At 69.1% G+C, this 24,136-nt stretch carries 22 protein-coding genes and 1 pseudogene; 12 read left to right on the top strand and 11 right to left on the bottom strand.

Translation table 11 applies throughout. The features are described 5' to 3' along the window. Nucleotides 1-90: 90 nt before the first annotated feature. From LMA02_RS20715 to LMA02_RS20705, 3 genes and pseudogenes are all read right to left on the bottom strand, one after another. On the bottom strand, nucleotides 91-1,113 hold the full coding sequence (locus LMA02_RS20715) for a DUF2891 domain-containing protein (RefSeq protein ID WP_228909618.1): 1,023 nt from the start codon (nucleotides 1,111-1,113) through the stop codon (nucleotides 91-93). 10 nt (nucleotides 1,114-1,123) lie between these two features. Then, nucleotides 1,124-2,076: pseudogene (locus LMA02_RS20710) on the bottom strand (DUF979 domain-containing protein). Next, complete coding sequence (locus LMA02_RS20705) at nucleotides 2,073-2,762, bottom strand: DUF969 domain-containing protein (protein ID WP_228909617.1); 690 nt, start codon at nucleotides 2,760-2,762, stop codon at nucleotides 2,073-2,075. The pseudogene LMA02_RS20710 and the gene LMA02_RS20705 overlap by 4 nt, the downstream one beginning before the upstream one ends. Nucleotides 2,763-3,062: 300 nt before the next feature. Here LMA02_RS20705 and LMA02_RS20700 point away from each other — a divergent pair, with 300 nt between their 5' ends. The 3 genes from LMA02_RS20700 to LMA02_RS20690 all read left to right on the top strand — a co-directional run bounded on the left by LMA02_RS20700 (nucleotide 3,063) and on the right by LMA02_RS20690 (nucleotide 5,957). Next, nucleotides 3,063-3,287, top strand: a complete 225-nt coding sequence (locus tag LMA02_RS20700) for a hypothetical protein (protein WP_006750126.1) — start codon at nucleotides 3,063-3,065, stop codon at nucleotides 3,285-3,287. Nucleotides 3,288-3,823: 536 nt separating this feature from the next. Continuing rightward, nucleotides 3,824-4,828: a chemotaxis response regulator protein-glutamate methylesterase gene (locus LMA02_RS20695; protein WP_228909616.1), complete on the top strand. Its 1,005-nt coding sequence runs from the start codon at nucleotides 3,824-3,826 to the stop codon at nucleotides 4,826-4,828. A 55-nt stretch (nucleotides 4,829-4,883) separates the two neighbouring features. Beyond that, on the top strand, nucleotides 4,884-5,957 hold the full coding sequence (locus tag LMA02_RS20690) for a diguanylate cyclase domain-containing protein (RefSeq protein WP_324251311.1): 1,074 nt from the start codon (nucleotides 4,884-4,886) through the stop codon (nucleotides 5,955-5,957). Between the two features lie 4 nt (nucleotides 5,958-5,961). Here LMA02_RS20690 and LMA02_RS20685 read toward each other — a convergent pair whose 3' ends face one another. Continuing rightward, nucleotides 5,962-8,211 (bottom strand): putative bifunctional diguanylate cyclase/phosphodiesterase, encoded by a 2,250-nt coding sequence (locus LMA02_RS20685; protein ID WP_228909615.1) that lies wholly within the window; start codon nucleotides 8,209-8,211, stop codon nucleotides 5,962-5,964. Nucleotides 8,212-8,571: 360 nt separating this feature from the next. Here LMA02_RS20685 and LMA02_RS20680 point away from each other — a divergent pair, with 360 nt between their 5' ends. Both LMA02_RS20680 and LMA02_RS20675 read left to right on the top strand, forming a co-directional pair. Then, nucleotides 8,572-9,294, top strand: coding sequence for a haloacid dehalogenase type II (locus LMA02_RS20680; RefSeq protein ID WP_228909614.1), 723 nt, complete (start codon nucleotides 8,572-8,574; stop codon nucleotides 9,292-9,294). A gap of 107 nt (nucleotides 9,295-9,401) precedes the next feature. Next, the gene (locus LMA02_RS20675) at nucleotides 9,402-10,325 is read left to right on the top strand and encodes a hypothetical protein (RefSeq protein ID WP_228909613.1); all 924 of its coding nucleotides are present in this window, start codon (nucleotides 9,402-9,404) and stop codon (nucleotides 10,323-10,325) included. A 115-nt stretch (nucleotides 10,326-10,440) separates the two neighbouring features. Here the strand turns inward: LMA02_RS20675 and LMA02_RS20670 are convergent, their stop codons facing one another. Beyond that, entirely contained in the window at nucleotides 10,441-11,400 is a 960-nt protein-coding gene (locus tag LMA02_RS20670; RefSeq protein WP_228909612.1) for a LysR family transcriptional regulator, read from the bottom strand. Nucleotides 11,401-11,544: 144 nt separating this feature from the next. Here LMA02_RS20670 and LMA02_RS20665 point away from each other — a divergent pair, with 144 nt between their 5' ends. From LMA02_RS20665 to mmsB, 3 genes are all read left to right on the top strand, one after another. After that, nucleotides 11,545-12,864, top strand: coding sequence for an MFS transporter (locus tag LMA02_RS20665; protein WP_228909611.1), 1,320 nt, complete (start codon nucleotides 11,545-11,547; stop codon nucleotides 12,862-12,864). Between the two features lie 121 nt (nucleotides 12,865-12,985). Further along, nucleotides 12,986-14,512 carry a CoA-acylating methylmalonate-semialdehyde dehydrogenase gene (locus LMA02_RS20660; RefSeq protein ID WP_228909610.1) on the top strand — a complete coding sequence of 509 codons (1,527 nt, stop codon included), beginning with the start codon at nucleotides 12,986-12,988 and terminating at the stop codon, nucleotides 14,510-14,512. 14 nt (nucleotides 14,513-14,526) lie between these two features. Next, nucleotides 14,527-15,417 carry a 3-hydroxyisobutyrate dehydrogenase gene (mmsB, locus tag LMA02_RS20655; RefSeq protein ID WP_228909609.1) on the top strand — a complete coding sequence of 297 codons (891 nt, stop codon included), beginning with the start codon at nucleotides 14,527-14,529 and terminating at the stop codon, nucleotides 15,415-15,417. Between the two features lie 89 nt (nucleotides 15,418-15,506). Here mmsB and LMA02_RS20650 read toward each other — a convergent pair whose 3' ends face one another. Next, nucleotides 15,507-15,839 carry a hypothetical protein gene (locus tag LMA02_RS20650; RefSeq protein ID WP_228909608.1) on the bottom strand — a complete coding sequence of 111 codons (333 nt, stop codon included), beginning with the start codon at nucleotides 15,837-15,839 and terminating at the stop codon, nucleotides 15,507-15,509. A gap of 530 nt (nucleotides 15,840-16,369) precedes the next feature. On the opposite strand from LMA02_RS20650, the gene LMA02_RS20645 reads away from it, so the two are divergent. After that, nucleotides 16,370-17,131, top strand: coding sequence for a DUF4397 domain-containing protein (locus LMA02_RS20645; RefSeq protein ID WP_228909607.1), 762 nt, complete (start codon nucleotides 16,370-16,372; stop codon nucleotides 17,129-17,131). Between the two features lie 64 nt (nucleotides 17,132-17,195). Here the strand turns inward: LMA02_RS20645 and LMA02_RS20640 are convergent, their stop codons facing one another. From LMA02_RS20640 to LMA02_RS20630, 3 genes are all read right to left on the bottom strand, one after another. Then, the gene (locus LMA02_RS20640; RefSeq protein ID WP_228909606.1) at nucleotides 17,196-17,750 is read right to left on the bottom strand and encodes a DUF3005 domain-containing protein; all 555 of its coding nucleotides are present in this window, start codon (nucleotides 17,748-17,750) and stop codon (nucleotides 17,196-17,198) included. 179 nt (nucleotides 17,751-17,929) lie between these two features. After that, entirely contained in the window at nucleotides 17,930-18,187 is a 258-nt protein-coding gene (locus LMA02_RS20635) for a hypothetical protein (RefSeq protein ID WP_228909605.1), read from the bottom strand. 45 nt (nucleotides 18,188-18,232) lie between these two features. Next, the gene (locus LMA02_RS20630; RefSeq protein ID WP_228909604.1) at nucleotides 18,233-18,559 is read right to left on the bottom strand and encodes a hypothetical protein; all 327 of its coding nucleotides are present in this window, start codon (nucleotides 18,557-18,559) and stop codon (nucleotides 18,233-18,235) included. On the opposite strand from LMA02_RS20630, the gene LMA02_RS20625 reads away from it, so the two are divergent. Then, nucleotides 18,558-19,730, top strand: a complete 1,173-nt coding sequence (locus tag LMA02_RS20625; RefSeq protein ID WP_228909603.1) for a LysR family transcriptional regulator — start codon at nucleotides 18,558-18,560, stop codon at nucleotides 19,728-19,730. The genes LMA02_RS20630 and LMA02_RS20625 overlap by 2 nt on opposite strands. A 179-nt stretch (nucleotides 19,731-19,909) precedes the next feature. Here LMA02_RS20625 and LMA02_RS20620 read toward each other — a convergent pair whose 3' ends face one another. After that, on the bottom strand, nucleotides 19,910-21,466 hold the full coding sequence (locus LMA02_RS20620) for an MFS transporter (RefSeq protein WP_228909602.1): 1,557 nt from the start codon (nucleotides 21,464-21,466) through the stop codon (nucleotides 19,910-19,912). Between the two features lie 100 nt (nucleotides 21,467-21,566). Between LMA02_RS20620 and LMA02_RS20615 the strand changes: the two genes are divergently transcribed. Together LMA02_RS20615 and LMA02_RS20610 are read left to right on the top strand one after the other, a co-directional pair. Beyond that, complete coding sequence (locus LMA02_RS20615) at nucleotides 21,567-22,445, top strand: LysR family transcriptional regulator (RefSeq protein WP_228909601.1); 879 nt, start codon at nucleotides 21,567-21,569, stop codon at nucleotides 22,443-22,445. Nucleotides 22,446-22,583: 138 nt separating this feature from the next. Next, nucleotides 22,584-23,573, top strand: a complete 990-nt coding sequence (locus LMA02_RS20610; protein WP_228909600.1) for an ABC transporter substrate-binding protein — start codon at nucleotides 22,584-22,586, stop codon at nucleotides 23,571-23,573. A 16-nt stretch (nucleotides 23,574-23,589) separates the two neighbouring features. Here LMA02_RS20610 and LMA02_RS20605 read toward each other — a convergent pair whose 3' ends face one another. Continuing rightward, nucleotides 23,590-23,964 carry a phage protein NinX family protein gene (locus tag LMA02_RS20605; protein ID WP_228909599.1) on the bottom strand — a complete coding sequence of 125 codons (375 nt, stop codon included), beginning with the start codon at nucleotides 23,962-23,964 and terminating at the stop codon, nucleotides 23,590-23,592. Nucleotides 23,965-24,136 lie beyond the last annotated feature (172 nt).

Raw genomic sequence — 24,136 nt, 5'->3', positions numbered from 1 at the left:
ATCGATTTGCCGCCGGGTCGCGCCGCTCGGCCGATGGAAAGTGGTGTTGCGCCGGATGCAAAGCCGTCGCAACAATCCCCAGCGAAGCGACTACGCGTCGAGCGCCAGCAGCGCGAACGTCGCGAGCCAGTGCTCGCCCATGTAGTCGCCGGCCACGTGCGCGAGCGCGCTCGCGAGATGCCGGTCGGCCGCATCGAGCAGCTTCGCGCGCCGCGCATCGCCTTCCGGCAGCGCGCCGGCAAGCGTGCGCTGGCACCACGCACGACTCAGGTTCAACCCGTCCAGATGCGCGATCTTGCCGTCGCTGCGGTCGCTGACCGTTGCCGGCACAAACAGCGTCGCCGGCTCGCCGCGTGCGAGATCGGGCAGGAAACGCGCGAACCAGCCGTCGAATTCGGCGGCCGGCAGCACACGCCGCATCAGCTCCGCCTCCATCAGCGCGGGCGACAGGAACTCGTCGCCCGACGGCTCCCACGCCTGGCACGCGACATCGCCCAGGTGCCAGCGTTTCGCCGTATCGACGATCAGCGCCGCGAGCCCGTCGCGCTGCGTCGCGCGCGCGAAGTCGAGCGTGAGCGCGAGCGCGAACGCGGTGTTGAAGTGCGTGCCGACGCGCAGCGGATAGGTCGCCTTCGGCAGGAAGGTCTCGAAGCGCGCGACGAACAGGTCCGTGAGCGGCGCCATCGTCTTCGCCCAGCGTGCGGCCTGCGGCACCACGCCCTTCAGCGCGAGCCGCTCCAGCTGCGCGGACAGCGCAAGCAGCCACGCCCACCCGTAAGGCCGCTCGAAGCCGCTGTTGTGCGGCAGCGCGAGGTACGCGCGTTCGCCGGCGACGTGCGCGTCGGTGAAATGCGCGTCGACGACGGCGATGATCCGCTCGGCCTCCGGCAGCGCCGGATAGCGTTCGAGCACGCGCAGCAAAAGCCAGTAACCGTGCACGCACGAATGCCAGTCGTAGCTGCCGTAGAAGATCGGGTGGAGCGCGCGCGGCCCCTGCACGTCGTGCGGGCCTTCGAGCGAATGCGTGAGCTTGTTCGGATATTCGCGGGTCAGGTGCGCGAGCGCGAGCGACGCGAATTTCGATGCGAGCTCGGGAGTCAGTCGGTCGGTCAAGGGCATCTCCTCAGAAGCGGAATACGAACGCGTACATCAGCAGCGTATTCACGGCCAGCAGCAGCACGGCGGTCGGCCACTGCGCCTTGATCACGCCGTTCTTGTCCTTCAGTTCGAGCAGCGCCGCGGGCACGATGTTGAAGTTCGCGGCCATCGGCGTCATCAGCGTACCGCAGAAGCCGCTCAGCATCCCGATCGCGCCGAGGATCGCCGGGTTGCCGTGAAAACTGATGGACGATCAGCGGCAGGCCGATGCCGGCCGTCATCACGGGGAACGCGGCGAACCCGTTGCCCATGATCATCGTGAACAGCGCCATGCCGACCGTGTAGGCGGCGACGACGGCGAACGGCGAGTCGATCGGCACCCAGTCCTTCACGAGCCCGGACACCACGCCGCCGACACCCGCGACCGCGAATAGCGCGCCGAGCGCCGCGAGCATCTGCGGCAGGATCGCGGCCCAGCCGACCGCGTCCATCGTGTGGCGCGCCTCCTTCAGCGCGTGCACCGGTGAATCGCGCAGCATCACGAGTGCGACGGCGAACGCGACGAGCGTGCCGAGCACGAGCGAGATCAGCGTCACGCTCTTCGGATCGACGAACGGCACGAGCTTCAGCGCGAACGTGCCGATCAGCGTGACGACGGGAATCAGCAGCGCCGGCAGGAACAGCTTGTTGCCGAAGCGCAGCGCCTTCGCGTCGCGCCGCGCGGCCGCCGCGTCGCCGGCTTCGTCCGACTTGCCGCGTCCGAGCTTGCCCGAGCCCGCGATCAGCGCGAGCGCGATCGCGAGGCAGCCCATCACGAAGTGCGGCAGCAGCGCGCCGAACAGGAAACGTGAGCGCGTAGATCGCCCAGAACGCGAAATTGAAGACGCGACGCGGGTTCGTGCGGTCCATCAGGTTGAAGCATGCGAACGCGGCGAACATCAGCCCAGCGAGCGTATAGAGCGGTTCGAGGCCGATCATCGCGCGCCCTCCCGCCCGAAGGCGCCGGAGCCGCGCGACAGCCGGCGGTCGAGCAGCGCGAGCCGCGTGCAGTGGATCAGCAGCGCGGCGATCGCGGTCGGGATCGCCCAGACCGACAGGTGCAGCGGCTCGATCGCGATCCCGTTCTGTTCGAGAAAGCCCTTGATCAACAGGATCGACTGGATCGCGATGAAGATGTCCTCGCCGAAGAACACGGCGACGTTGTCGGCGGCCGACGCGTGCGCGCGGATCTGCTGGCGCACCGACTCGGGCAGCTCGCCGTGCTGGCTGACGGCGGCGGCCTCGGCCATCGGCGCGATCAGCGGCCGCACCATCTGCGCGTGCCCGCCGAGCGACGTGAGGCCGAGCGCGGCGGTCACCTGGCGCAGCACGAAATACAGCATCAGCACGCGGCCGGTGGTCGCCGCTTGCACGCGCGAGATCATCCGCTTCGCCTGCTCCTTCAGGCCATTGCGCTCGAGCAGCGCGATCACCGGCAGCGTCAGCCAGATCAGCCCCATGTAGCGGTTGTCGGTGAACGCCTTGCCGAATGCACTGACGATGTCGACAAGATTCATCCCGCCCGCCAGCCCCGTCGCGAGGCCCGCGATCGTGACCACCAGCAGCGCGTTGAAGCGCAGCGCGAAACCGATCACGACGATCGGTACCCCAATCAGCACCAGCATTGCCCCTCCTTGTGATGGATGCGCGACGCTGAAGACGCGCCGCCCGCCCGGTTTCGACCGGCTTCAGGTCGCAAAATCTAGCACGAGACTTTATCGATAAAAAGTCGACAATTTGACGCTTCGGGTAAACGTTGAAACCGGTACGACGGTGCGCCGGACGTGTGTCCGCGGTGTTGCGGCGGTGTTTCGGCGGTGTCGACCGGAGCGGCCCGCGGCGCGCGCCCCGCTCCCGCCGCGCATGGCGGAGCGCCGGTACGCCGACTACACTGGAAGGCATCGGCAACGTTCGGGAGAGCCGCCATGATTGACGTATTCCAGACCATCGGCAGCCGCGCGTTCTCCGCTCATCTGGCGAAGGACGGGATGGTGACGCTGATGGAACAACGCCAGGAAGTCGACCGCGTGACGCTCGCGACCGCCTATGCCGCGCTCGTGGAGGAATCCGAGCAGGAAGCCGACCTGCTCGACGCGACCGTCGAAGGGATGATGCGCGCGCTGATCCAGGGGTACGCGCGCAGCCATTGACGACGCGGCCGCGTCTTCGGCGCGCGGACGGTCGCCGCCGGGCGGCCGGCGTGCCGGGGTCCATGCCGAAGAGCTACCGGCCCGCGTGAAGATCCTGGGCAGGTTCGCCAGCGCGCCGCTGCTGGCGCGATCGCGCTCCGCCAGGAAAGTCTCGAGCTCGTCGCGGCCGGCAAACCGGATCGCGCGGAAGTAGCGTTCGCGCACCGCGTCGGCATCGACCGCAAGCTCGCGGTTGAAGGACTGCCTGCCCGCTCCCGATGTCGATCCGCCACCGCACCCGGCTGCGCTCGTCGTCTTTCCGCCGCGCGGACGGCAAAAAATGCCGGCCGTCCATAGAGGAAAGGGTCTGAACGACGCAATGCGCAATTTTTTCGATTGCCGCCGCTCGCGGCGCATGACAGCATTCGGGGCGTTGCCAATCGAAAAGAATTCCGTGCCGTCCGCCCGCCGATGCCGTTCGGCGGCGCCGACCCGGCACTGCCTTCCATGAACCCGGCCCACCTCCAACACTACGAACCGACCGGAGTATCCCGCTTGTGAACATCGGCATCGTCAACGACCTCCCGCTTGCCGTCGAGGCGATGCGCCGTGCGATCGCGCGCCGGCCCGAGCATCGCGTGCTGTGGGTTGCGACCGACGGCGCGCAGGCCGTCGAACTGTGCGCCGCGCAACCGCCCGACGTCGTGCTGATGGACCTGATCATGCCGAAGTTCGACGGGATCGAGGCGACGCGCCGGATCATGCGCTCCGACCGCCCGTGCGCGATCCTGATCGTGACGAGCTGCATCGGCGCGAACGCATGGCGCGTGTTCGAAGCGATGGGCGCCGGCGCGCTAGACGCGGTCGACACGCCACGCCTCGGCGAAGGCGCGGCCGGCGACACCGCACGGCTCTTGCTCGCGAAAATCGACCAGATCGGCCGGCTGCTCGACGCGCCCGGCGGCGCCCGCGCGACCGGCACGACCCCACGCGCGGCCGGCGGCCCGCTGATCGCGATCGGCGCGTCCGCCGGCGGCCCCGGCGCGCTCGCGTCGATTCTCGGCAGCCTGCCGGCCGACTTCAGTGCGCCGATCGTGATCGTCCAGCACGTCGATCGCGCGTTCGCCGAAGGGATGGCGCAATGGCTCGACGGCCAGACATCGCTGACCGTGCGCGTCGCGCGCGAAGGCGACCGCCCGCAGCCGGGCGTCGCGCTGCTCGCGGCGACCGACGATCACCTGCGCATCACGCGCGCCGGCACGCTGGAATACACGCGCGAACCGGCCGCCACGCCGTACCGGCCGTCGGTCGACGTGTTCTTCAACAGCCTGACCGAGCACTGGCCGGGCCGCGTGATCGGCGTGCTGCTGACCGGCATGGGACGCGACGGCGCGATCGGCCTGAAGGCACTGCGCATGAAGGGCTACCACACGATCGCGCAGGACGAGGCGACCAGCGCCGTCTACGGCATGCCGAAAGCGGCCGCGACGCTCGGCGCGGCACGCGCGATCCTGCCGCTCGAACGCATCGCGGGCGAGCTGGCGGCACTCGCGCGGATCTGAGCCCGATGAAACCCCGTCACACCCCTCGCGGCCATGGCGCAACCCGGCATCCCTCATGACTAGCGACCTCACCCGCCCGCTTGGCGGCCTGCATGCGGCGTTCGACGCCGGGCCCACGCCGCACGCCGACGCCCCCGCGATGGTCCTGCTGGTCGACGACCAGACGATCGTCGCGGAAGCCGTCCGGCGCGCGCTCGTCGACGAGGACGGCATCGACTTCCACTACTGCCCGCGCTCGGACGACGCGCTGGCGACCGCGATCGAGACGCGGCCGACGGTGATCCTGCAGGATCTCGTGATGCCCGGCACCGACGGGCTGAGCCTCGTGAAGGCGTACCGCGCGAATCCGGCGATGCGCGACGTGCCGATCATCGTGCTGTCGACGCAGGAAGAGCCGGTGATCAAGAGCGCCGCGTTCGCGGCCGGCGCGAACGACTACCTCGTGAAACTGCCCGACCGCATCGAGCTAGTCGCGCGGATCCGCTATCACTCGCGCTCGTACATGAGCCTGCTGCAGCGCGACGAGGCCTATCGCGCGCTGCGGCAATCGCAGCAGCAACTGCTCGAGGCCAATCTCGAACTGCGGCGCCTCACGCATTCGGACGGCCTGACCGGGCTGTCGAACCGGCGCTATCTCGACGAATATCTGGCGGCCGAATGGCGGCGCGGCACGCGCGAGCGCAGCGAGCTGTCGCTGCTGATGATCGACGTCGACAACTTCAAGCTGTACAACGACACGTACGGCCACGTATCGGGCGACAGCGTGCTCAAGCAGGTCGCGGCGACCATCGAGCGCTGTCTCGGGCAGTCCGGCGATCTCGCCGCGCGGTTCGGCGGCGAGGAGTTCGCGGTCGTGATGCCGGCCACGTCGCCGGGCGCCGCGCGGCTGCTCGGCGAGAAGATCCGCCTCGCGATCGAGGCGCTGCGGCTCGAGCACGCACACTCGTCGACGGGCCGCTACGTGACGATCAGCATCGGCGGCGCGAGCATCGTGCCGGCCCCCGGCGTGCCGACGACGTCGCTGATCGAGGCGGCCGATCGCGCGCTGTATCGCGCGAAGCACGACGGCAAGAATCGCGTCGAGATCGATACGCCGCCTGCCCGCCCACCCGGCGGCGGTTTCGCTTGAGCGCCTACACGGTGACGAGCCGGCGCGCGTAGTCGGTCGGATCGAGCGGCCGGCCGAACAGGTAGCCCTGCTGCATGTCGCAGCCGATCTGCTGCAGGAACCACGACTGCGCCTGGGTCTCGACGCCTTCCGCGGTCACCTTCATCCCGAGCGAATGCGCCATCGCGACGACGGCCTGCGTGATCGCGACCGAGTCGCGATGATCGGGCACGCCCGACACGAACGAACGGTCGACCTTCAGGTTATGCAGCGGAAACCGCTTCAGGTACGCAAGCGACGAATAGCCGGTGCCGAAATCGTCGACCGAGATTCGCACGTTCATGTCCGTGAGCGCCTCGAGCATCGGCAGCACGGTGTCCGTGTCGTTCATCAGCAGTCCTTCGGTAATCTCCAGCTCCAGCGCGCCCGGATCGAGCTGCGTCTGCGCGAGGCACCGGTCGACCGACTCGACGAGGCCCTCGTGGAATTGCCGCGGCGACAGGTTGACCGCCAGCATCAGGTCGGGTGCGATCGTGCGGCGCCATTCGGCGGCCTGCCGGCAGGCCGTTTCGAGCACCCACTGGCCGATCGCCACGATGAGCCCCGTATCTTCCGCGACCGGGATGAATTCCGTCGGCGACATCGGCCCGAGCTCGGGGCTCGTCCAGCGCAGCAGCGCTTCGGCGCCGACGGTGCGGCCGCTGCGCGCGTCGACGACAGGCTGGTAGGCGAGCCGCAGCGCGTCCGACGAGATCGCGCGGCGCAGCGACTGCTCGATCGCGAAGCGGCGCTGCAGGCGCAGATTCAGTTGCGCGGTGAAGAACGTGAAGTGGTTGCGGCCGCGTTGCTTCGCGTCGTACATCGCGGAGTCGGCGTTACGCATCAGCGTGACCGCATCGTCGCCGTCGCGCGGCGCGACGCTGATTCCGATCGACACGCCGAGCCAGTACTCGTTGTTCGCGATCGCGAACGGCTTCGCGATCGTGTCGATCACCTCGCGCGCGAGCGCGGACAGTTCGTCGGGATCGTCGCATTGGTCGACGAGGATTACGAACTCGTCGCCGCCGACGCGCGTGAGCGCGTGGCGCCCGCCCGCGCAGGCCGCGAGGCGCGCCGCGACGCTGCGCAACAGCGCGTCGCCGGCGTCGTGGCCGGCCGTGTCGTTGACCTTCTTGAAACCGACGAGATCGATGAACAGGATCGCGACGCGCGCGGGCCCGGCCGCCGCCTCGCGCGTGCCGAACAGCTCGCGCATCCGCTCGGAGAGCCAGCGCCGGTTGTAGAGACCCGTGAGCGCGTCGCGCGTCGCCAGGTAGCGCAGTTGCTGCTGCGCTTCGCGCACCGGGCCGATGTCGTGAAACGACACGAGCACCGACTCGGGCCGCGTCTCGCCCGGCTTCACGATCGGCACCGCGTTGCCGCGCACCCAGATGATGTCGCCGTCCGCGAGCCCGAAGCCGACCGAGTAGTCGAGCAGCGGCATGGCCGTGGTGAACGCGAGCCGGCTCGGCCAATCGTCGGGCGCGATCGGCGTGCCGTCCTCGCGCAGCTTGTACAGGATCACGCTCGACAGCCGGCGTCCGACGAGGTCGCCCTTCACGCGCATCATCCGGTTCGCGCTCGGATTGCTCGCGACCACCACGCCGTCGGGCGACAAGACGAGAATCCCTTCGTTCAGGCTGTTGACGACCAGACGGTGATGCTCCTCGCTGCGCGCGAGCTGCCGCGCAATCGAGTCCTGGTGCACCGCGAGGCCGACACTGTTGCCGATATCGCGCAGCAGGTCGGTTTCCGTGTCGCTGGGCCGCCGCGGCGCGCGGTGATAGACGGCGAACGCGCCGAGCACGGTGCCCGTGTCGTCCAGGAACGGCACCGACCAGCACGCGCGCAGGCCGAGCGGCAGCGCGAACGCACGATAGTCGGCCCACAATGGATCGGTTTCGATGTCTTCGACGGCGATCATCCGGCGCTCGTACATCGCGGTGCCGCACGAGCCCGCGGCGGGCCCGATCGACGCGCCTTCGATCGCGGCGCTGTACTGCGCGGGCAGCGACGGCGCGGCGCCTACGTGCACATGCACGCCGTCCGCGTCGAGCAGCAGGATCGTGCACGACGCGCCTTCGCCGAGCAGCGCCTCGGCGCGCCGGCAGACCTCGACGAGCAGTTCCGGCAGCGGTGTGTTGCGCGTGATCAGCCTCAGCACGCTCTGCTCGGACGCGAGGACTTCCGCTGCGAGGCCCAGACTGTATCGAGAACTTTGCGGTTCGGTATTCAAGTGAATCCTGCCGTCAGTTCGATCGGGTCTGATGCGCCCGATTCGTGAGCGATTCTTCGTGCCGTTTATCGCACCGGGTTTACGCGAACCCGGTGCGTCCCCATGGGCACGCGCCGCAACGCGCACCAAAATACATTTAACACCAATCCACGACGCCCCGCGCATCCATGCGCATCAGGGCTTACGCGCGGTCGCGGCCGGCATGCATTGCCGGAGCGCCATTCATCAGATGATTGCACCACGACGAAGCGGCCAGCCGCGTTTGCGGATACGTGATCCAATGTCGTTGAAACCGGCGCCGCGCCGCCGCCACGCAGCGCAGCGCAGCGCGCGTCCCTTCACCGATCTTCACGGAACCCCATGACGAACCCTGCCGACATCAAGGCGCTCGTTTTCGACGTATTTGGAACGATCGTCGACTGGAGAAACGGCGTCGCGCGCGAAGCCGCCGCGTTCCTGGCGCGCCATGCGCCGGATCTCGATCCGCTCGAATTCGCCGACGCGTGGCGCCGCGAATATTCGCCGTCGATGGAGGAAATCCGCAGCGGGCGCAGGCGCTACGTGCGGCTCGATGTCTTGCATCGCGAGAACCTCGTGCGCACCCTCGACCGCTACGGCATCGACGGCGCGCCCGATGACGAGATCGACGCGCTCAACCTCGCGTGGCACCGGCTCGATCCGTGGCCCGATTCGGTCGCGGCGCTACAGCGGCTGAAGCAGCGCTACGTGATCGCGCCGTTGTCGAACGGCAACATCCGGCTGATGATCGACGTCGCGAAGCACGGCGGCCTGCCGTGGGACGCGATTCTCGGCGCGGAAGTCGCGCACGCGTACAAACCATCGCCGAAGGTCTATACCGATGCGGTCGAGATTCTCGGCGTCGCGCCGGCCGAGCTGTGCCTGGTCGCCGCGCACAACGGCGACCTCGCCGCCGCGCGGCAACTCGGGCTGGCGACCGCATTCGTGCTGCGGCCGACCGAACACGGGCCCGGCCAGACGACGGACCTGCAAGCGGACGACGCGTGGGACTTCGACGTCAGGGACCTGAACGAACTCGCGGACCGGCTCGGTTGTCCGGGTTGAATCCCGGCTTTGGTGCGTGATCGCAGCGCGCTGCCGACCGCGCGGCAGCGCCAGCGGAACGACTGGTAGACTCCGCAAACTTTGTCCCCTTGCGACCACCTGCCCCCATGTCATCCCCCTTGCGTCTTGTCGAAGACAAACTGACCGCGTTGCGCTTTCTCGAGCGTCCCGACCAAGGCAGTGCCGGGAACAGCCAGGTGTCGCCCGTCAACCCCGAAGCCCGCAAAAAATCGCTCGGCTACTGGTTCACGCACACCGTGGTGCCGATCCTTGCGGCGCTCACTGGCAACGGGGCCGCGGCCAATGCGCTGGTGTTTCAGCAAACCAACGAAGACCTCATCCTGGCCCGGTTGAACGCCGCGGCCGACAAGGTCGAACATCCAGCGACCTGGTCGTACGCGAACATGCGCGAGACCCGGACCTTCGTGTCGGCAAACGCGTTCGTGACTGTCGGGAAGAACGACAAGATCCTGTTCGCGAAACTTCCGGTGGAAATTGAAACAGGCGGCAAAACGTACCGCGGCTTCCTTGGCGGCCAGTGCTTCGACGTTGGCGACGACGTGGTTGCCGTGGTCGATCGTCGCGGTCGCCTGTTCGCGCTGTCATCCCCCGATCGGCGCCGCATGGTCATGGATCACGCGTGCAGTGAGACGGGGCTGGCCGGCCTGACGCGCAGCCTCTGGCTGGCGTGGAAATGGATGTTCATCGGCATGAACTGCTTTCTCATACCGATCATGGCCCTCGTGCTTTGGACCGGCGACCGCGGGTTTTCCAACCTGGATGTCGACCTGGCCATGCTGCTGGGGGTGCCGCTCACGATCGGCATCCTGCTCGCGCTGGTGCTGGGCGTGCGGCTGTCATGGTCCGACTGGCTGCCGGCGTGGCGCACGTCGAGCATCCTGAAGGCGCTTGGGCGTCCGGATCTGTGCACGGTCGATTTCCTGGATACGCGCACCGAGGCCGAACGCAATGGCCAGGCGCGCGACACGGATATCGGACAAATCTACTACGCGCCCGCGCCCAAGACCTAACACGCTGCCTCCGGCGCGACCGTCTGTCCCCTCGCCGCCGGACCCGCGCGTGCCGCCAGCCGTGTTGTCATCCCGATCGATCGTCGCGTCGCCGATGCGACATGCCCGTCGGCCGCTATTGCAGCTCGCCGACGAAACACAACGCCCCCGACTCCCCCATCAGCAACGCCCGGTTCGCGTCCGCTGCCGCGCGCAGGTAATCCCACAGCGCCGTCACCCGCCGCAGCTTGCGCAGATCCTCCCGACAGGTCAGCCAGAAGCACCGCGTGACCACCACGTCGTCCGGCAGCACCGGCACCAGCGCCGGCTGCGTGGCCGCCATGAAGCACGGCAGGATCGCGAGCGCGCCGCCCTGCAGCGCCGCGAACACCTGCGCGATCACGCTCGTCGTGCGCAACCCGGCCGTCGCGCCGGGCACCGCACGCTCCATGTACAGCAGCTCGCTGCTGAACGCGAGATCGTCGACGTAGCTGATGAACGCATGGCCCGCGAGATCGTCGGTACAGGTGATCGGCGCATGGTTCGCCAGATAGTCGCGCGTCGCGTAGAGCCGCAACTGGTAGTCGCACAGCTTCGTGACCACGTAAGGCCCGCGTTCGGGCCGCTCGAGCGTGATCGCCAGGTCGGCCTCGCGCTTGGGCAGGTTGACGAAATGCGGGACCGGCAGCAGGTCGACCGTCACATGCGGATGCGCGACGCGAAACCGCGCGAGTTGCGGCGCGAGGAAAAAGCAGCCGAACCCTTCGGTCGACCCGATCCGCACGTGGCCCGACAGCGCGCCGCCGGTGTTCGCGACCAGGTCGCACGCGGATTGCACGGTCGTCTCCATCGCGTCCGCATACGCGACGAGCCGCTGCCCCTCGGCCGTCAGCGTGAAGCCTCCGGAGCGCGACTTGTCGAACAGCAGCGTGCCCATCGCGGCCTCCAGCGCGCGAATGCGCCGCGCGACGGTCGTGTAGTCGACGCCGAGCCGCTTCGCCGCGCCGCTCGCGCGCTGCGTGCGCGCGACTTCGAGGAAGAAGCGCAGGTCGTCCCAGTTCAGGTTGCCGGAAACCGGCTCGGGGGTGTGTCGCATCGGCAGGCGTCTCCGGGTCGGCCGTCGATATGCAGAAATGCATATCCAACCGGTTTTCTTGTCGGTACATCATGGATCAGCGCATAACTATACTCGACCGTGACCTGCGGACCATGAGCCGCGGGCACCCAATACGGAGACACCATGCAGACCCGATCCACCCTCGATGAGCATGCAACCGTCGCGACGCCGGCGCCTGCCCGCACCGCGCGGCACTACCTGCTGGCCGGCTGGGCCAGCATGGCCGGCACGACGATCGAGTGGTACGACTTCTTCCTCTACGGCACCGCCGCCGCGCTCGTATTCAACCGCATCTTCTTTCCGTCGCTGGACCCCGTCGTCGGCACGCTCGCCGCGTTCGGCACGTTCGCGGTCGGCTTCATCGGCCGGCCGATGGGCGGCATCGTGTTCGGCCACTTCGGCGACCGCATCGGGCGCAAAGCGATGCTGATGATCACGCTGCTGCTGATGGGCGTGCCGAGCATGATCATCGGGCTGATCCCGTCGTACGACAGCATCGGCTACTGGGCCGCCGCCCTGCTGATCGCGATGCGCTTCCTGCAGGGGATGGCGGTCGGCGGCGAATGGGGCGGCGCGGTGCTGATGGCCGTCGAGCATGCGCCGAAGGGCCGCAAGGGGCTGTTCGGCAGCCTGCCGCAAACGGGCGTCGGGCTCGGGCTGATCCTGTCGTCGGTCGCGATGGCCGCGGTGGCCGCGCTGCCGGACGCCGACATGCTGTCGTGGGGCTGGCGCGTGCCGTTCCTCGCGAGCATCGCGCTGGTCGGCCTCGGCTGGTTCATCCGCGCGAAGGTGCCGGAGTCGCCGGACTTCGAGAAGATGCAGCGCCAGGGCAAGGCCGAGAAGTCGCCGGTGACGGCCGCGCTGCGCCGCCATCCGCGCGAAGTGCTGACGATCGTCGGCGCGCGCGCCGCCGAGAACACCTGGTTCTACATGGTCGTCACGTTCGCCCTCGCGTATGCGACGCAGCAGCTGCATCTGCCGAAGGCCGAGATGCTGCACGCGATCACGGCCGGCGCGGCGCTGTCGCTCGTCACGATGCCGCTGTGCGGGCATCTCAGCGACCGCATCGGCCAGCGCCGGATGTTCGCGATCGGCCTCGTGCTGATGTGCGCGTTCGCCGCGCCGTTCTTCATGATGCTCGGCACGCAGCAGACGTCGTATGCATGGTGGGCGATCGTGCTCGGCCTCGGCGTCGTGTTCCCGATTCTTTATGCACCGGAGGCGCTGCTGTTCGCGCAGCAGTTCCCGGCAGAAATCCGCTACAGCGGCATCTCGCTGTCGGTGCAGCTCGCCGGCGTGATCGGCGGCGGCTTCGCGCCGATGATCGCGACGTCGCTGCTCAAGGCCGGCGGCGGCCAGCCGCACTACGTGATCGCATACCTCGTGGGCTTCGGCGTGTTCGCCCTCGCGTGTACCGCGCTGATGCGTCCGGCGCGCGCGTGAGCACATCGAAGCACCGCCCGTATTGACCCGATTCCTGCTTGACCTGCCGTCCGCCGCGGCTGCACGCGCGACGGACGCGGGCCACCCTTTTTCCTCGCACCACCGATTCCCGGAGAATTCCATGAACGCCGCAGTTCCCCAGACCACCCTCGCCCTGCCCACCGCCAAGCTGCTGATCGACGGCGCGTTCGTCGATTCGCAAAGCGCCGAATGGGGCGACATCGTCAACCCCGCGACGCAGGAAGTGATCGGCCGCGTGCCGTACGCGACGCTTGACGAGGTCGATGCCGCGATCGCGTCCGCGCAGCGCGCGTTCCAGACCTGGAAGACGACGCCGATCGGCGCGCGGCTGCGCATCATGCTGAAATTCCAGGACCTGGTGCGCCGCAATCTCGAACGGATCGCGCACACGCTGACGGCCGAGCAAGGCAAGACGCTGCCCGACGCGCAGGGCGACATCTTCCGCGGCCTCGAAGTGGTCGAGCATGCATGCTCGATCGGCACGCTGCAGCAAGGCGAATTCGCGGAGAACGTCGCGGGCGGCGTCGACACCTACACGCTGCGCCAGCCGATCGGCGTGTGCGCGGGCATCACGCCGTTCAACTTCCCCGGGATGATCCCGCTGTGGATGTTCCCGATGGCGATCGTGTGCGGCAACACGTTCGTGCTGAAGCCGTCCGAACAGGACCCGCTGTCGACGATGCAGCTCGTCGAACTCGCGATCGAGGCCGGCGTGCCGCAGGGCGTGCTGAACGTCGTGCATGGCGGCAAGACCGTGGTCGACCGTCTCTGCACGCACCCGGACATCAAGGCGATCTCGTTCGTCGGCTCGACGCGCGTCGGCACGCACGTGTACAACCTCGGCAGTCAGCACGGCAAGCGCGTGCAGTCGATGATGGGCGCGAAGAACCACGCGGTCGTGCTGCCCGATGCGCACCGCGAGCAGGCGATCAACGCGCTGGTCGGCGCGGGGTTCGGCGCGGCGGGCCAGCGCTGCATGGCGACCTCGGTCGTCGTGCTGGTCGGCCGCGCGCGCGACTGGCTGCCCGATCTGGTCGAAAAGGCGAAGGCGCTGAAGGTCAACGCGGGCGCCGAAGCCGGCACGGACGTCGGGCCGGTCGTGTCGAAGGCGGCGAAGGCGCGCATCCTGTCGCTGATCGACGCCGGCGTGAAGGAAGGCGCGACGCTGTTGCTCGACGGCCGCGACGTGAAGGTGCCGGGCTACGAGCAGGGCAACTTCGTCGGCCCGACGATCTTCTCGGGCGTGACGACCGACATGTCGATCTATCAGGAAGAAATCTTCGGGCCGGTGGTGGTCGTGCTCGAAGCCGACACGCTCGACGACGCGATCGCGCTCGTCAACGCGAACCCGATGGGCAATGGCGTCGGCCTGTTCACGCAGAGCGGCGCGGCCGCGCGCAAGTTCCAGAGCGAGATCGACGTCGGCCAGGTCGGCATCAACATTCCGATCCCGGTGCCGGTCCCCTACTTCAGCTTCACCGGCTCGCGCGGTTCGAAGCTCGGCGATCTCGGCCCGTACGGCAAGCAGGTCGTGCAGTTCTACACGCAGACGAAGACGGTCACCGCGCGCTGGTTCGACGACGACACGACGGCCGGCGGCGTGAACACGACCATCGCGCTGCGCTGAACTGGAGCCCGCACATGGAAATCGCATTCATCGGACTCGGCAACATGGGCGGCCCCATGGCCGCCAACCTGCTCAAGGCCGGCCACGCGCTGACGGTGTTCGACCTCGACGCGAACGCGGTCGACGCCGCGGTGCGCGCGGGCGCGACGGCGGCCGCGTCGCCGCGTGACGCGGCCGCACGCGGCTCGCTGGTCATCACGATGCTGCCGGCCGCGCAGCACGTGCGCGCGGTCTATCTCGGCGACGACGGCGTGCTGGCCGGCGCGCGCGCCGGCGCCACGTTCGTCGACTGCAGCACGATCGATCCGGACACCGTGCGCGCGGTGGCCGACGCCGCCGCGCAGCGCGACTTTCCGCTGGCCGACGCACCGGTGTCGGGCGGCACCGGCGGCGCGCAGGCCGGCACGCTGACGTTCATGGTCGGCGCGCCGGCCGCGCTGTTCGAGCGCATCCGCCCGGTGCTGCTCGACATGGGGAAGAACGTCGTGCACTGCGGCGGCACGGGCACCGGGCAGGTCGCGAAGATCTGCAACAACCTGCTGCTCGGGATCTCGATGATGGGCGTGTCCGAAGCGATGGCGCTCGGCGCAGCGCTCGGCATCGATCCGGCCGTGCTGGCCGGCATCATCAACACGTCGACCGGTCGTTGCTGGAGCTCGGATACGTACAACCCGTACCCGGGCGTGAACGACGCGGCGCCCGCCGCGCGCGGCTATGCCGGCGGTTTCGCCGCGAACCTGATGCTGAAGGATCTCGGGCTCGCGACCGAAGCCGCGCGCAGCGCACGGCAGCCGGTGTGGATGGGCGCGCTCGCACAGCAGCTCTATCAGTCGATGAGCCAGCAGGGGCTCGGCGCGCTCGACTTCTCCGCGTGCGTGAAGCTGTACGAGGCGCAACCCGCGTAACGCGATCGACGGACGTGCGCCGACCCGCGATGCCCGCCAACGGCATCGCGGGTCGTTTCATATCCGGAGCAGCACGGGCGGTGTGGCGCTTACCCGCGCGGGTTCGATGCGGTCTCGAAGGTCGGGTGGCACTCGAACGCGAGTTCGGAGCGCGCGTCGACGCGGCGGCCGGCGCTCACCTGCTCCTGCCTCAGGCTCGCGCGCATGCCGCGCTGCGTGCAGTAGCTGGTCGCTTCGCTGATGGCTTTTTCATGGGCGTCGGCCCACGTCGTCGACACGCCGAGCGTGCGCGTCGTCACGGTGAAGACGTTCGGGTTCGACGTCGCGGTCACGTCGGAAGCAGTCGAACACGCGGCGAGCAAGCATACAGCGGCCGCGACGGTCAACCATCGCAAGGATCGAAAAGGTACGGGAATGGGCATGGGGGGCAAGCGCACGTCGGTTCGACGGCATTGAGCAACATAGGCGACAGTATGCCTGCCCGATCGCCGGAGATCATGCCCTTTTGAGTGAACACATTGTTTCGAATGGTTAAACTATGCGCCGATGCCGGCAAGATTTACGGCGCGCGGCGCGCCCGGCGTTGCCAGGCGGGTCGCTTTTGCCGGTCGCCGCGCGATTTCGGGCCATGCCACGCGCAGTGCTTTTCCGGCAAACGCGCCCCCGCCGCCAGTGTCGCCACGCCGCGCCGCCGAGCTGCCGTTTTTTACAAGCACGGCGCCGCCCCACTCGCGTAATCACTCCCGGCATGCCCTCGCATCCGCACGCCCCACACGCCGCCGGATCGACTCACGGCCGCGTTCGAAGCCGTCCAGGCACGTCCCTTGCGACATCAACGCGCCCGCCGCCCCGGCGGAAGGCAATCCTTCCTCAACCGGCGCTGCACACCGCACGACGCTCTTCGTGCGGCGGCGCTGCATCGCAAGCAGATTCCCTGAACGAGAGGACGACAATGAAATCCATTCGAACGATAGTGGCCCTGTGCTCGGTCATTTCCGTACTCACGGCATGTGGCGGCGGCGACGACGTCGGCACCGAACTCGGCATCTCGAAACCGCAGGCACGCTTCATCAACGCGGTGCCGGCCGGTCCGAATCTCGACTACTACCTGAATGCGAAGGTGGATGCGTCGGGCATCGCCTACAAGGGCGTGACGCGCTATCACGACGTCGACTCGGGCGCGCAGACCGCCAGCTACGACGTATCGGGAACGACCACGACCGTCGCGTCGCAGTCGTTCAGCGCGGCGAACGGTCACCACTACACGACCATTGCGTTGCCGAGCACGTCGTCGGCGATCTCGGTGATCGACGATCCGTTCGACAAGAAGCTGCTCTCCGACAAGGCGCGCGTGCGTAGTTTCAATGCGTCGCCGAATGCACAGAACGTCGACGTCTACGTGGTCCCTCCGGGCACCGACATCACGGCACAAAGCCCGACGCTGGCCGGTGCGGCCTACCAGAACGCGGTGCCGGCATCCGGTCAGGATTCCGTGTATCTGAACGGCGGCACCTACCAGGTGATCGTCACGACGGCCGGCAGCAAGACGCCGATCCTCAAGACCGCGCCGGTCGCCCTCAACAACAACGCCGACTGGCTGCTGTTGACGATTCCAGCCGGCGGCATTAGCGACGTGGTACCCAACGACGTTCACGTGCTCGTCGCGCAAGGCAACGATGCGGACACGTCCGCGCAGGAACTCGGCCCGCAGTAAGGGCGCGCAGTAAGGCTCGCGGCGGACCACCTCTTGGCGGTCCGCCGAAGCAACGATCGCGACGTCAGCCGATCCGCTCGAAGCGGATCACGTGTTCGGCCCGCGCGCTGCCGCCATGCTCGACCTCGACGTCGACATCACCGACATACCGGACGCGCCAGCCCGGCCGCGTCGCGATCAGCGGCACATTGCCGCCCGGCCGGCTCTCGATGCCGCCGAGCCCTTCGTCGGGCGTCGCCACCGCGTCGTCGAGCGACGCATTCGAGTAAATCACGTTGTCGTGCCACTCGGTCGCGCCGGTGCGGGCCTCCATGCCCTTGCCGTCCACGTCGACCGTGTTGTCGGTCATCGCCATGTTCGCGTTGTCGAGCGTGACGATTCGGCCGGCGGCGCGACGTACGGGGTCGCCGCTGTCGACCGCGTGCGCGTCGACGTCGATCGGCGGCAGGCCGGTCGGCATTTTCGCCGCGATCGTCTCCGGCGTCAGCGGCCGCTTCGCGACCTCGGCAGCCTGGGTCGCCGCATCGGGCATGTCGCCGGCCGCCGGCGTCTTCACCGGGCTTTTCTCGATCTGTTCGCGCTGCTGTTTCGGGGTTGAGTTCGATTCCGCGTTCTGCATTGCACCTCCTGTTCCGGACGGCGTGCGACGGTGAAATACGGCCGGCGCCGGTCCGGGAATCGCTACAACGGTCCTTGCAAATCTTTCACGCGCAGGGCATCGCACGCGTGCGCCCTGCGACGCACGTGCCGTGTCGGCACGTCACCGCGGCAGTACCGGGCGACGCCCGCTGCCGCGTGTCAGCCGCCGCTCGCGCCTGCCGGCGCGGATGCCGCACCCGGCATGCTCGCCGCGCCGCTGCCGGCCGCGGGGCTGCTCGCCATGCCCGACGGCGCGGTGGACGGCGCCGGCGCCATGCCGCCCGTGGCGCTCGAACTCGCACCGGTGCCGGTGTCGGTCTCACTCTTCTTCTGACAGCCTGCACCTGCCGCCAGGCCGGCGATCAGGATGCCGGCGAAGACGGCTCGCGATACGTAACGAATGGAATATCGCTGCATGACACCTCCGCTGATGTCGATGAATGGAAGCCCGGGGCGCGCAATTCACGTGCCGCGCGCCGACGCCGACATTCGTCGCGCCCCATTCATTTTCCAAATGACGCCCAGCCGAATATTTAATTTCCCATCGCCGCGGCGCAAACCCATACTCGCGAACACATCCGAGACATAACGTCCACGGTGGCCGGGCCCGCGCTGCGCGCACACGCTGCCGGTTCGCGCCCCGCACATGGAAGGAGACAAGGCGTGCAACTGGAAGCCATCCACCGGCCCGGCATCGTGCTCGGCGCGGACGACGCCGCGTCCGAAGCGGATCGTCGGCTGGCCGGGCACCTTCGTCAAATGACGGGCCGCGGGAACGCGTAGCGACATGCGGGACGCACCGGAGCCGAACGGCCTGCCCCTCGACGCGTCCGACGCCACGGGCGCGCTCGACCTACTGGACGCGCGGCTGATGCGCATTCTGCTCGTGCTGCTCACCGAGCGCACCGTGTCGCGCGCGGCCGTGCGGCTGAACATGTCGCAGCCGGCGACGAGCGCCGCGCTCAAGCGCCTGCGCACGCTGCTCGGCGATCCGCTGCTGGTGCGCAGCCGCTACGGCATGGTGCCGACCGAGTTCGGCTCGCGGCTGATCGACCCGCTGCGCAATGCGCTGCGCGTGATCGACTTCATCCGCATCCAGCAGCCGACCTTCGACGCGCGCACCTCCGTGCGCACCTACCGGATCGGCTGCCCCGATTATCTGAACGTGCTGTTCGTGCCGAAGCTCGTCGCGCTGTTCCGCGAACGCGCGCCGAACGCGCAGCTCGTGTTCCATCCGCTCGGCGACGGCTACGACGACGAACGTGCGCTCGCCGACGGCGAGCTCGACGTCGTGATCGACAATCGCCCTGCCCGTTCGTCGCGGTTCCGGCAGGACGACCTGTTCGACGACCGCGTCGTGTGCCTGATGCGCGCGACGCATCCGCTCGCGCGGCGCGGCGCGATGACGGCCGCTGAATTCGCGCAGGCGGCGCAGCTGTGCCCGACGCCGTCGTGGCTCGAAGCGTCCGGCGCGATCGACCTGCAGCTCGAACGCGTCGGCCTGCAGCGGCGGATCGTCGTCACGCTCCCTCATTTCGAACTCGCCGCGCATGCGCTCGTGCGCTCCGACCTGATCCTGACCACCACGTATCGGCTCGCGCGCCACTACGCGAAGCTGCTGCCGCTCGGCGCGGTCGCGCTGCCGGCCGAGCCGCCCGACATCGTGTACCGGATGACGTGGAACGAGTCGGGGCCGTGCATCGACGGCGTGCGCTGGCTGCGCACGCTGATCGCCGAAGCGACGCGCAGCTGGCTCGACGCGGAGGCGGCACGGCCGGCCGTCACGGCGGTTGCCGCGAACGCTAACGCGGACGCGCGAACGGCTGCGCCGGTGGCCGACGAGCCGCCCGAGCCCGCGCGACGCATCCGCCGGCTGCAGGCGGCGCATTGCGGCACCTCGCAGCGGCCACGCTCCGCGCGTGCGGCACGTATCCATCGCATCGCGACGAAGTCGCACTGAGTCCCGCTGAATCGTGCGCGCCACGCCAGCGACACCGGAACCCCGCCGCGATCAGCCCGAACACTGGCAATAGAATCTCGATCGTCGATGACATCTTGCGCACGCCGCGCGGAACCGGAACGCGCTTAACGGCTCCGTGCAGTCGCACGCAATGGGCGCCGCACGCACCGCCACACGCATCACGCGTCGCGCATCGGTTGCGTCAGCAACTTGTATGCAACGACCGCGGCGGCCAGCGCGAGCACGCCGCTCACCGTCAGCGCGGTGGCGAATCCGCTCGCGAAGGCCGCAGGCGCCGCTTCCGCGAGCGTGCGCGCGGCCGACGGCGGCACGTGCGCGAGCGCCTGCGCGAGATCGCCGGCCAGCAGGCTCGACATGAACGGCGCATCGACGAATGCCCGCACGCCGGGCGCGGCGGACAGCAGCCGGTCGAGTTGCGCGTGCGTACTGGCGGCCAGCACCGCGCCGAGCACGCCGACGGCCGTCACGATCGCCGAGAAGCGGGTGGTCGTGCTGATGCCCGACGCCATCCCGGTGCGGTTCGGCGGCACGCACGCCATGATCGCCTTCTGCGTGTCGCCGTTCATGATGCCGGCGCCGCAGCCCGTCACGAACATGCCGAGCGCGACGAGCCGATAGTCGCCGCCGGCCGTCAGCGCCGCGGTCGCGAGATTGCCCGCGCCGATCAGTGCGAGCCCGCCCGCCAGCACGCCGCCAGGCGACACGCGCGCGGCGAGCATGCCGCCGAGCGATGGCCCGCCGATCATCGCGACCGCGAACGGCAGCATCCCGAGCCCCGCGTCGATCGCCGACATCCCGAACGCGTTCTGCAGGTACAGCGGCAGAAACGTCATCATCACCTGCGCACACGCCGCATAGCCGAACATCGCAAGCACGGCGCCGACGAAGCGCGGCTGGCGGAACAGCGCGAGATCGATCATCGGCCGCGCCTGCCAGCGCTCCGCGCCGATGAACGAGGCCAGCAGCGCGGCGGCGAGCGCGAACTGGCCGAGTGTCGCGCCCGACAGCCAGCCGTGTGACGGCGCAGCGATCAGCGCCGCGATCGCGCATGCGAGCGCCGCGCCGAACAGCAGGCTGCCGGCGGCGTCCACCCGTTTCGCGTGCGGATCGCGCGACTCGTCGATCGCGACGCGTGCGCCGGCCGCGAGCAGCGCACACACCGGCAGGTTCAGCAGGAATACCCAGCGCCAGCCGATCCACTGCGTGATCGCGCCGCCGACGAGCGGCGCGATGGCCGTGGCGATCCCCATGCACATCCCCCAGATCGCCCACGCGCGGGCCCGTTCGCGCCCGTCCGGAAAGCGGTTCGCGATCACCGCGAGCGCGGCCGTCAGCAGCAGCGCGGCCCCGCCGCCCTTCACCGCGCGCGCGGCGATCAGCCAGCCGGCCGACGGCGCGAGTCCGCAACCGAGCGACGCGAGCGAAAAGAGCGCGAGCCCCGCGCCGAGCATGCGCTTGCGCCCGAAGCGGTCCGCGAGCCCGCCGGCCGGCAGCAGGCAGGCGGCGAACGCGGTCATGTAGGCGCTCACGACCCATTCGATGTCGGCGAAGCTCGCATGGAAGCCGCGCGCGATGCTCGGCAGCGACACGGCGACGACGTTCGTGTCGAGCACGATCAGCGAGCACGTCGCCGACGCGACCGCGAGCGTCGCGGTGGCCGGCAGGCGGGGGATCGCGGGCGCGGCGGCGCGCGGGACGGGGGAAGGCTGGGACATCGACAGCTCCGGAGCAAGAGGAACGAGCCGTATGCTAGGCTGGGCCCGTATTGCCTGTCATTGATATGTCCGTGCAGTTTTATTGACGAAAATTGCAATCATGAATCCGCTCGAATTCCGTCATGTGCGCGCGTTCCTGAGCGTCGCGCAGCATCTGCATTTCGCTCGCGCGGCCGACGCGCTCGACATGGCGCCGCCCGCGCTCACGCGGCAGATCCAGGAGGCCGAGCGGCTGCTCGGCGTGCGGCTGTTCCAGCGGTCGCGCCGCGCAGTCACGCTGACTGCGGCAGGCGTTGCGTTTCTCGCCGAGGCGCGCGCCGCGTTCGAGCATCTGCAGCGCGGCCGCGAACTCGCGATGCTGGCCGAGCGCGGCGAACTCGGCCGTATCGAAATCGGCTATGTGTCATCGGCCGTCTATTCGGGCGCGCTGCAGCGCACGGTCGGCGCGTTTCGCGCGGCGCATCCGCGCATCGAACTGAACCTGCGGGAAGTGCCGATGGACGAAGTCGCGAAGCAGCTCGACGCGGGCCGGCTCGACCTCGCATACGTGCGCCCGCCGTTGCCGCTACCGGGCGGGCTGCGGATCGTCACGCTGCAGCGCGACGTGTTCGTCGCGGCCGTACCGGCCGATTCGCGCTACGCGTCGATGACCGCCGTGCGCGCCGCCGATCTCGCCGACGCACGCTTCGCGGTGCCCGAGCAGGAGCGCGGCACGCTCGAAGTCGCACGCCGCGGCCGCTTCGCGCCCGTGATCGCCGCGCGGCCGGGCGGCTTGCTCGCGGTGCTCGCGTGCGTGTCGGTCAACGGCTGGGTCGCCGTGATTCCGGACGCGCTCGCCGGCTGCGTGTCGTTGCCGGGCGTCGTGTACCGGCCAATCGCGGGCAAGCCGATCACGTCCGAACTCGCGCTCGCGCACCGGCGCTTCGAGAAGGCGCCCGCGGTACGCGCGTTCCTGCGCACCATCCCGGCGGCGGGCTAGCCTGATCTTCCCCCGCCGCGATTCCCCCCTCGCACGAATAAGCATTGCGCGATTCGATGTTTGCCGGCGCGAAACCGATTCCGTAATCTGCCCAGCAGCCGCGCGGCCCGCGCGCGGATCACCGAGGACCCGCCGCCGATGACTTCGCCCCCCGCCCCTGCCCGCCGCCGCGCGTTGCTGCGTGTGGCCGCCCTGGCCGCCGCACCGCTTGCGGGCGCCACCGCACTGCCCGCCCGCGCGGCCGGCCCCGACCTGTCGAACGTCACACTGGTGCTCGGCGATCAGGCCGGCGGCCTGCGTGCGCTGGCCGAGGCCGCGCGCGTGCTCGACGGCGTGCCGTACCGGTTTCGCTGGGCGAATTTCCAGGGCGCCGCGCCGCTGTTCGAAGCGCAGCGCGCGGGCGCGATCGATCTCGCGCCGGCCGGCGACCTGCCCGTGCTGACGGCCGCGCTCGGCGATCCGGCGCTGCGGATCGTCGCGACGCGCGTGGGCTCGCCGGCGTCGCTCGGCATCGTCGTGCAGTCCGATTCGCCGGTGCGCACGGTCGCCGACCTGAAGGGGCGCACCGTCGTCGTGTCGTCGGCGCGCGGCAGCATCTCGCAATACCAGCTGTACGGCGCGCTGCGCGAACACGGCCTCGCACCGGGCGACGTCGACGTGCGCTTCGTGCTGCCGGTCGACGCATTCGCCGCGTTCGAGGCGAAGCAGATCGGCATCTGGGCGACCTTCGATCCTTATTACGGCAACGTGGTGCGGCGCGGCGCGCGCATCGTGCGCGACGGCAGCGGGATCAATTCGGGGCTTGCGTTCCTCACGTCGCCGGTCGACACGCTCGACGATCGATCGAAGCGCGCGGCGCTGTCGGACGTGCTCGCGCGGCTCACCCGTGCCGGCCAGTGGGCGCTCGCGCATCCGGCCGACTACGCGACCGTCTATGCGTCGCTCACGCGCCTGCCGCGCGATGCGGCCACCGATATCGCCCGCCGGGCGGCGCTCGCGCAACGCGGCGTCACCGGCGCGGACATCGACGTGCTGCAACGCGTCGCCGATCGCGCGGCCGCGGACGCGATCCTGCCGAAGCACGTCGACGTCGCCTCGATCGCGGTGCGCAACCTGTCGGCCGCGTAACCGGTTGCGCGCACACTCAGCGCGGCTTCGACATGTCGAGATCGGGCACGTCGTCGCCGAACGTCGACGCGACCAGCGTGCGCATCGCGGCGACCAGCAGCGTCGGCCCCGACTGATTGAACGTGCAGCGCTCGCCCGCCGCCGGCACCGCCCGATGCAGCACCGCGCGCCACGCGCCGTGCCCGCCGTCGCGTTCGAATGCGCCGAACGGCAAACGCTCGACGAGCGGGCCGCCGTCCGCCCATGAAGCCGACGGCGCGTACGGCACCGGCGCGCCGCCCGGCTCGCGAATGACCGTGCAGCCCCCGGCGTCGACGCGCGGTGCGCCGAGGTCTTCCGCCATCGCCACCCAGAAATCGAGCGGCGCACCTGTCAGATCGTGAACTTGCACCGCGCGCTCCTTCGGCATTGAAAACGCCATCCTAGCGCCGTCGCGCACGGTCCGCCGCCAGGCGCCGACCGGTGTTTTCCCGACAGGCCGTTCGCAACCACCTGCAAATCCGCCGATACGTGTTACGAATCGGCGATTACCTGCATACAATGGACACAACGCCTACGTCCGG

The organism is Burkholderia sp. B21-005, from assembly GCF_020843965.1.
Classification (GTDB): domain Bacteria; phylum Pseudomonadota; class Gammaproteobacteria; order Burkholderiales; family Burkholderiaceae; genus Burkholderia; species Burkholderia ambifaria.
Note: the sequence above shows the minus strand (reverse complement) of the source record. Positions and strands in the feature narration are given on the sequence as shown.